This is a genomic window from Argonema galeatum A003/A1 (assembly GCF_023333595.1).
GTDB classification, from domain to species: Bacteria; Cyanobacteriota; Cyanobacteriia; order Cyanobacteriales; family Aerosakkonemataceae; genus Argonema; species Argonema galeatum.
Genome location: NZ_JAIQZM010000008.1, coordinates 205,057 through 212,790, shown reverse-complemented (window position 1 = coordinate 212,790; position 7,734 = coordinate 205,057). Strand labels below are relative to the sequence as shown.

The window sequence follows — 7,734 nt, the reverse complement described above, 5'->3', positions numbered from 1 at the left end:
TGAAGCAGGAAGTAAACGCTGAACCTATTTGACAGCTAGAGTTGTTTGGGTAGGTTTAGGTAAGTTTTATGTAGCGGTATTGCGAGATATCAGCAGGTCAAGGCGAGGAATCGGCGGGTGTTGCACCAAGTCGTGGCGACCAAAAATCACGCAGCGCCGCAAGTCCTTGGAGAAGATATATTCGTCTCTAGCCGAAACGTCGAAGTACTTGAGCCGCAATTCTTCGGGAACATCTCGCACAGCCTTAGCTGAATAGGTGGCTTGACGACCCTGTGCTAGTGCTTCTTCGTCTAAATCGGTTGCATAAATTTTCACCCGCGTTCGGAATGCTTCCATCCCTAAAGCTTCTGCTAGTACGATCGCAATTGTGTAGGCTTCTTCTCCAGTGGCGCAGCCAGCACTCCACACCCGGATCGGGTCGTTCTCCCCCTTGCTAGCGATAATACAGGGGATAATCTCGTCAGCCACAACTTGCCAAGCTGGTCGATCGCGAAAAAACGACGTGACGTTGATTAAAAGTGCATCGAATAAGTAGTTGAGTTCGCTAGGATATACCTGCAAATAGTCCAGATAGTCGCTAAAATAGTTGATTTCCACCCGTTGCATCCGCTTTTTCATCAGACGCATCAAACTGGGACGTTTATAACCTGTAAAATCGAACCGGCGACTGCTTTTAAGATACTGTAACAACGCTTCAAAATCATCGTTCTTATCAGCACTACACATTTTTTTATATTCCTCTGCATTGCTAAAGTTTTTATGGCGTTCCCTATTTCGTATAGTGCCAGAACCTAATAGATACAGCCAGTCTGGATAGCATTAGCTGGCATACCGAAAAATTGGGAGGTAGCTTCATCTTGAGCAATTGATATATTTTGCATGACTAAGATTGCTGTCGGAAAAGCACAGCACTAAAGTTGACTAACTGCTAATTAAGCATATAATAGATATAATTTTAGCGCCATCTAAGACTTTTTTTATACTTAAAGATATAGATAATTTATCCGAAAAGCTGTTATCTTCAAATAGCTCTCTATTTCTAGTACCTAATACAGGCGTCTATTGTGGGTGAGATTAAACTTTGAGAAGCGCCGGGAGTAAAGGTTGTAGACCTGGCTCTGGGAACGAAAAGCCAACAACTTAGACTAAGTGGTTGGCTTTGGTTCCAAAGGCTAGGGCCTACAAATAGATTAGCTAAAGTTATCATACCTTTGTGCAGGAGAGCCAGCAAAGTTTTCCTATGGTATCCAAAAGAGCCCTAGAAAAAATCTTAAAAATATGGTTGGACACGACATCATAGTTATTGGAGCCTCGGCAGGCGGTGTGGAAACGCTGGGCAAACTAGCCCACGATCTATCGCCAAATCTGCCAGCTGCGATCTTTGTGGTAATTCACTTTCCAGCTTACAGCAAAAGTTTTTTGCCGGAAATCCTGAACCGCTCCAGCTGCTTGGGAGCGGCCCACGCCAAAGACGGCGAAGCGATTCAGCAGGGGCGCATCTACGTGGCACCACCCGATCATCATTTATTGGTTAAACGGGGACATATTCACCTCTCCCGTGGCCCCAGGGAGAACAACCATCGACCGGCGATCGATACGCTGTTTCGATCGGCGGCGCTGGCATATGGGCCACGGGTGATAGGTCTGGTGCTGACGGGTAGTCTCGACGATGGTACCGCAGGTTTATTGGCACTGAAGCAGCGGGGTGGGATAGCCGTTGTGCAAAGTCCCGACGAAGCCCTTTTTTCCGATATGCCGCGCAGTGCGATCGAGAACGTAGATGTTGACTATATTCTGCCACTGAGCGAAATTGCTGCCGTCTTGCTAAGCTTGGCGAAAGCGCAGGTAGAAGAAAAAGCAGATTCTCAATCCACCAATATGCAAATAGAATCTGACTTAGCTCAGATGGATGTGGAAGTTCTGCAACACAACAAAAGACCCGGAAACCCTTCTGCTTTCGCCTGTCCAGACTGCGGCGGTGTATTGTGGGAACTGGAAGACGGAAAGTTCATGCGGTTTCGGTGCCGCACGGGTCACTCCTTTACAACAAAGAGTTTGTTAGCTTCTCAACATGAAGCCTTGGAAGGTGCGCTGTGGAGTGCGCTGCGAGCTCTGGAAGAAAAATCGCAGTTGGTACATCGGATGGCTCGTCGGGCGCAAGAAAGAGGCCAAAATCTGATCTCGGCGCGTTTTGAAGCGCAGGTACAGGATGCAAAGGAAAACATCGCCCTGATCCGACAAGTCCTTATGAATCAGGAGGGTGAGGAAGAAGCTACCTCAGATCCGATCGACCCAGCATTCGATCGGATTCAAGAATCGGACAGTGCTTAGTGCAAGTGGTCAGTTGTCAGTTGTCAGTTGTCAATTGTCAATTGTCAGTTGTCAGTTGTCAGTTGTCAATTGTCAATTGTCAGTTGTCAGTTGTCAGTTGTCAGTGGTAAGAATCAAGATTTCCAGAGCAATCATTGGCAATTTTTAGTAGTGAGTTATTATAGCAACCGCCAAGGCGCTTAAGGCATTCTGAATTCCTGAAACCGTTCGGCTGAGCGCTCACGGCGAAGCCCTTGATTATAAACACTTCTTTCCCTAGCCCCTAGCCCCTAGCCCCTAGTCCCTAGCTTTGTAGGTTGGTTTTCGCTTCTCTCAACCCAACCTACAAAGCTAAATGTTACGTTTTTTGAAATAAAGTTGCCATAAAATAAAACAAATAATCGTTTCATTAGCATTAAGTTGTAGACTAACCACAACAAAAATTTTTTAATTTCACTCTATGACAGAAGAAATTTTCGACGGGCAGATTGCTGCATCGCTGCAACGGCTGGAAATGCTTTGGCAGAGGACGAACGCACTACCGAAGTCGCTAAAAAAGAATTGGCAACAAATTGAAGAAATTTCCAACCAGAATGAGGAACTACTGCTTCGGGAAAGCTTAGAAGAACTCACCTGTTCTCTGCACGAGCTACAGGTTGCCAGTGAGGAAGTGCGACAGCAGAATGAAGAGTTAATCGCCACCCGTCTGGAGGTAGAAGCCGAACGTCAGCGTTATCAGGAAATGTTTGAGTTTGCCCCCGATGCTTACCTGGTAACCAACCCAGAAGGGGTGATTTGGGAAGCTAACTTCTTAGCAGGAAAGCTGTTAAATGTCAATTGCGATCGCTTAATCGGCAAACCGCTCGTCGTTTTTGTGTCAGAGTCAGCTCGCCGTGACTTCCGCACCCAACTGTTTCGGCTGCAAAAGGGCCAAGAATGTAGAGATTGGGAAGTGCAGATTCAACCCCGCAAAGGAGAACTTTTTCCAGCTGCTTGCACGGTGGTGCCAGTACTGAATTCTTCCAGGCAGGTAGTAAGTTTGCGCTGGCAATTGCGAGACATCACCAAACACAAGCAGGCAGAAACGGAAATCAATAAGGCTCTGGCAAAACAAAAAGAACTTAACGATATGAAAGCCAGCTTTGTCTCTGCAATTTCCCAAGAATTCCGCACTCCGCTCACGAATATCATCGCTTCCGCCGAATTAATCAAAATTTACGCCGATAGATGGAGTAACGAGAAAAAAAATCAGCATCTAGAGTGCATTCAATCAGCCGTCAAACAGACAAACCAACTGTTGAACGACATATTGCTTGTTTCTGGAACCGAAGGTGACAAATTACAATTCAAACCAGCACTCCTAGATCTAGAAAAGTTCTGCCGCGAATTGGCCGAAGAAATGCAGTCCGGTGCAGGCAAACAAAATACTATAATTTTCTCGGTTCAAGGTAAAGGCACTTCAGCTTGCTTGGACGGAAAACTGCTGTCGTCAATCCTCACAAATTTGATCTCAAATGCGCTCAAATATTCCCCTCAAGGCGGGAATATTCAATTTGACTTGATTTGCGAACATAGCGAAGCGATTTTTCGAGTTAAAGACGAAGGCATTGGCATTCCTTTAGAAGATCGGTCGAAACTATTCGATTCATTCCAGCGGGGTAGCAATGTCGGTCATATCGATGGAATTGGATTGGGACTGTCTGTTGTTAAACAGTGTGTGGACTTCCACGGTGGCAAGATTGCCGTAGAAAGTGAAGTCGGTGTGGGGACAACGGTGACGGTGACGCTACCCTTGTACCACCGGCAATCGCAAAACGAACAAAAGTCCGATGATTAAAGTATTTATATTCGGACTGAATCGCTAAGCTAAAAGCCTGCATAGGCAGGCTTATTACTATAGCTGCTGTGACAAGCAATGTGTATATCCTCAGAAATAACTGAATATTTGTGAAAAAGATCCTTAGACAGATTTAATTTCACAAAATTTACTATTAAATATAGTTAGTTAGTTTCTATGAAAACGCCGGGGTGCAAAGCCGATCGTTGATAGAAGATCCACACCTGAATCGTTAGGCATAGAGGTCAGTAGGAATGATTAATTTAACACCTGTTAGTACGTACCATACCATCCCGATTTACCTAAAGACTCTTAACAAAGAGAAAGAAACGTGGCTCCAGTGGGCATACGAAGGCATTCAATACGGTGTTCGCGTTAGTACGGTGGGCGAGTCTTTATATAAGGCACAGCAGATGATTGATGCCATGTTGGAGTTGGAAGCAATGGGAGAAATAGCCTGATTTGCTGCCGATTTTTACTAACACAAACAGGACTTACGCAATATTCCTTCGCCCCCCAAATCTGGGGGGAATAGGAGTTTATACTCCCCAAATCGTTTCGCCCCCCTAGCCCCCCAAATCTGGGGGGAATTGGAGTTACTCCCCCCAAGCTTGAGAGGTTGGGGGGAGTTCTGCGTAAGTCCTGAAATTCTTCTGATTATGTGTAATTTATGCGACAATTTAGAAATCAGTAGTGCTTAGGTTTTATTCCAAAAGTGAGATATCGAAAAGCAAAATTCGATTTACTATCAAACCTACACGGGTATGTCAACAGGGATTTCGCTTAAATTAGAGAAGGAGTGTTAGATTAGGAGTGGAAGTGGGTAGTTAAATCTACTTAAGAGAAATGCCGATCGAGGGCGAAACCCTTTCCGGTTTTTGTTTCAATTCTGGATAGCAGCTAAAAGTTATGAGTACAGTTTTGTTGGTGGAGGATAGTGCCACCCAAAGAGAGATGATCTCAGGCTTTCTAAAAAATAAAGGTCTGAAGGTTACGGTAGCGATTGATGGTGTAGAAGCGCTAGAAAAAGTTGAGGCTAATCGTCCAGATTTAGTACTTTTGGACATTGTAATGCCCCGGATGAACGGCTATGAATTTTGCCGTCGCCTCAAATCTAATCCCAAAACCAATAAAATACCTGTGGTGATGTGTTCGTCTAAGACTAAAGAGATCGATCGCTATTGGGGTCTAAAACAAGGTGCAGATGCTTACATCGCCAAACCGTTTCATCCAGCTGAACTGGTTGAAACTCTGAAGCGACTGCTCTTAAAATAGAAAAAGCTATTTTAGGCGATATTAAAGGTTTTTGCGCCTTGGGTATCAATAGAGAGCGATCGCACTTCAGCTTTGACCCCCTCCTGCTGCCAAGCTGCTGCCATTGCCGCCGCCACACCTGATGCTGACGACGAATCTGCTAAAGCCAATAACGTTGGCCCCGCACCGCTAATTACCATGCCGAATGCACCAGATGCCAAAGCAGCTTTTTGCACCGCATCATACCCTGCAATCAGCCCTTGCCGATAAGGCTGATGGATTTTATCTTGCAAAGCAACTCGCAACCAATCGCCGCGATTAGTTTCTAACCCCCGCACCAGTAAACCCAAATGCGCCGTATTGAAAATCGCATCGGCGCGGCTGTACTCGGTTGGCAGAACCCGCCGCGCCTCTGCCGTCGAGAGTTCAAAGTCGGGAATCGCCACCACTGGCACAATATCGCCATGCCAGGGAATATCGCAGATTTCCCAACTGCGATCGCCTCCTTGCCCCCCCTTTTTAAAGGGGGGTGGGGGGGGATCTTCTGCGTTAATTAAACCAGTAGCCGCCAGACGACAACCTCCCAGTAGTGCAGGTACTACGTTGTCTGGGTGTCCTTCGATTGCGATCGCTATTTCCATCACTTCTGTCTGAGAAAGAGGTTCCCCCGCCAACACATTAGCACCAACCAACCCGCCGACAATCGCCGTTGCCGAACTACCCAAACCTCTTGCCAGCGGGACACCGAGGTTTATTTCGATTTCTACTGGTGGCGGCGTGCGATCGATATGCTGGTATAACTTTAAGAAGGATTGGTAAGCCAGATTGCTCTCATCAGTCAAAACGCGATCGGCCTCAACCCCAGTCACAGTAATATTTACAGCCGATTCAGATGAAGCGAGTCTAGAGAACTTGAACTCATTGTACAGCGTTAAAGCTGCACCGATGCAATCGAAACCCGGCCCCAAGTTAGCCGTAGTAGCTGGAACAGTAACACTAACAGTAGAAACAGCAGACATCTTTATATTTATCTGGATTTACTTAGAAGCCAAATTGATTCTGGCTTTCATATCTTTTGCCGCGAGGGCATATCCCCCATCAGCACCGTCCACCAAATGGACTTCCCGCCCCACCCCCACAGGTACAAGACAGGTCATGAGAACGCGATCGGAAACGTGAATTCCATACACTAGCTTACCTGCTTGATAGTTCTTTTCCAAATAGCTAACTAATTTTTCTCGTTGTGCCGCCTTCCCTGATATAATCATGCGTAGCAAATCGTCAAACTTTCTGTAATCAGTATTTGCAACCAAACCATTTTTACTTAATTCCAAATTTAAAGCCGCTTTCTTGGTTTGAAATCGCGTCAAGAATGAGCGAATCAACATTTTAATCTTTATTATTATAAACACGAATAACTTTTTTAAATAACTGCTGGATTGCTCCTGAATTTTTACCATACTGTATAAGTTTTTATTTTTTAAAGACAGCTTGAGATTTTCCGAAATGATTGGATGGAAATTTTCACTGTTACCATAAATTTTTTGTATTTCCTCTAATACCGCTCTATAAACCGAATTCTCTTCTTGACAACTGCTGCTAGTCGCCATAACAATCAGGCTGATGGCTTCTCCATGTGGACTAGCAATATCTTGCCAAGGACAATTTAACCCAGAGAAATCTGCTTTGTCAGGTATACCTATATTTTTGATATTGTAAATCTCAGAAGTAGCTGAGTCTTTTGTCAGTTGTGTAGCATAAGTCAGTCCGCCACCTGTAAATATACCTTGGTTATAAGTATTAGAGACTTTGAATTTAGCTATTTTTACTTCGTACTTTGCCTCCATGACAGCTGATACGGGAACGATACCCAGCCGCAAATCCATATTAAATTCCTGCTTGGCAAAATATTGCGTTCCCAGCAAAGCTTGTTTCGCTTCTACAAATAGAGATGGCGGTATCAAGATTGAAGCACCATCACCGCCAAAGATGAAGGGAACTTCACGCTTGCCAGCTATATTTAAGATAGCAATAATACAGCAAGCACCTATGAGATTAACATCTTTGTAACGTCCTGCTTCTATGGCTTTTGTAGAACCTACAATATCTGTAATCAATATGTACCAATCATCAGGTACAGGGACAAATTTTTTAGACTCAGTGATATCAATAAAATTGTTTAAAGTTGGCAAATCATTGTAAAAATTTTCGGTTGACATTTTCTGATGCCTACTTGAATGGGTTGAATCTTCGCATTGCGTTTTTTCTAGATAAATTTAGCTAATCATATCATATCCGGTAGCATCGGTTACCTAAAAAACTCGTGTTCTTAT

8 protein-coding genes are annotated in these 7,734 nt (G+C 44.7%); 4 read left to right on the top strand and 4 right to left on the bottom strand.

The genetic code is table 11. The annotated features are described in order from the left end of the window. Positions 1–66: 66 nt before the first annotated feature. Both LAY41_RS11515 and LAY41_RS11510 read right to left on the bottom strand, forming a co-directional pair. On the bottom strand, positions 67–726 hold the full coding sequence (locus LAY41_RS11515) for a CheR family methyltransferase (protein WP_249097499.1): 660 nt from the start codon (positions 724–726) through the stop codon (positions 67–69). A 65-nt stretch (positions 727–791) separates the two neighbouring features. Beyond that, positions 792–881, bottom strand: a complete 90-nt coding sequence (locus LAY41_RS11510; RefSeq protein WP_249097496.1) for a chemotaxis protein CheB — start codon at positions 879–881, stop codon at positions 792–794. A 397-nt stretch (positions 882–1,278) separates the two neighbouring features. Here LAY41_RS11510 and LAY41_RS11505 point away from each other — a divergent pair, with 397 nt between their 5' ends. The 4 genes from LAY41_RS11505 (at position 1,279) to LAY41_RS11490 (ending at position 5,422) form a co-directional block, all read left to right on the top strand. Beyond that, positions 1,279–2,331 carry a chemotaxis protein CheB gene (locus LAY41_RS11505; protein WP_249097493.1) on the top strand — a complete coding sequence of 351 codons (1,053 nt, stop codon included), beginning with the start codon at positions 1,279–1,281 and terminating at the stop codon, positions 2,329–2,331. Between the two features lie 439 nt (positions 2,332–2,770). Further along, a complete protein-coding gene (locus tag LAY41_RS11500; protein WP_249097491.1) occupies positions 2,771–4,147 on the top strand; it encodes a PAS domain-containing sensor histidine kinase in 1,377 nt (458 codons plus the stop codon). A gap of 254 nt (positions 4,148–4,401) precedes the next feature. Next, positions 4,402–4,608 (top strand): hypothetical protein, encoded by a 207-nt coding sequence (locus tag LAY41_RS11495; RefSeq protein ID WP_249097489.1) that lies wholly within the window; start codon positions 4,402–4,404, stop codon positions 4,606–4,608. A gap of 448 nt (positions 4,609–5,056) precedes the next feature. Then, a complete protein-coding gene (locus LAY41_RS11490) occupies positions 5,057–5,422 on the top strand; it encodes a response regulator transcription factor (protein ID WP_249097487.1) in 366 nt (121 codons plus the stop codon). Positions 5,423–5,433: 11 nt separating this feature from the next. Here the strand turns inward: LAY41_RS11490 and thrB are convergent, their stop codons facing one another. Together thrB and LAY41_RS11480 are read right to left on the bottom strand one after the other, a co-directional pair. Further along, entirely contained in the window at positions 5,434–6,420 is a 987-nt protein-coding gene (gene thrB, locus LAY41_RS11485) for a homoserine kinase (RefSeq protein WP_249097486.1), read from the bottom strand. 18 nt (positions 6,421–6,438) lie between these two features. Then, complete coding sequence (locus tag LAY41_RS11480) at positions 6,439–7,620, bottom strand: DUF3095 domain-containing protein (protein WP_249097483.1); 1,182 nt, start codon at positions 7,618–7,620, stop codon at positions 6,439–6,441. Positions 7,621–7,734: the final 114 nt, after the last annotated feature.

What these genes read in the sequence shown, in the direction of transcription:
- LAY41_RS11510 (WP_249097496.1), bottom strand. Translation starts at nt 881, where the DNA reads ATGCAAAATATATCAATTGCTCAAGATGAAGCTACCTCCCAATTTTTC.
- LAY41_RS11515 (WP_249097499.1), bottom strand. Translation starts at nt 726, where the DNA reads ATGTGTAGTGCTGATAAGAACGATGATTTTGAAGCGTTGTTACAGTAT.
- thrB (WP_249097486.1), bottom strand. Translation starts at nt 6,420, where the DNA reads ATGTCTGCTGTTTCTACTGTTAGTGTTACTGTTCCAGCTACTACGGCT.
- LAY41_RS11480 (WP_249097483.1), bottom strand. Translation starts at nt 7,620, where the DNA reads ATGTCAACCGAAAATTTTTACAATGATTTGCCAACTTTAAACAATTTT.
- LAY41_RS11505 (WP_249097493.1), top strand. Translation starts at nt 1,279, where the DNA reads ATGGTTGGACACGACATCATAGTTATTGGAGCCTCGGCAGGCGGTGTG.
- LAY41_RS11500 (WP_249097491.1), top strand. Translation starts at nt 2,771, where the DNA reads ATGACAGAAGAAATTTTCGACGGGCAGATTGCTGCATCGCTGCAACGG.
- LAY41_RS11495 (WP_249097489.1), top strand. Translation starts at nt 4,402, where the DNA reads ATGATTAATTTAACACCTGTTAGTACGTACCATACCATCCCGATTTAC.
- LAY41_RS11490 (WP_249097487.1), top strand. Translation starts at nt 5,057, where the DNA reads ATGAGTACAGTTTTGTTGGTGGAGGATAGTGCCACCCAAAGAGAGATG.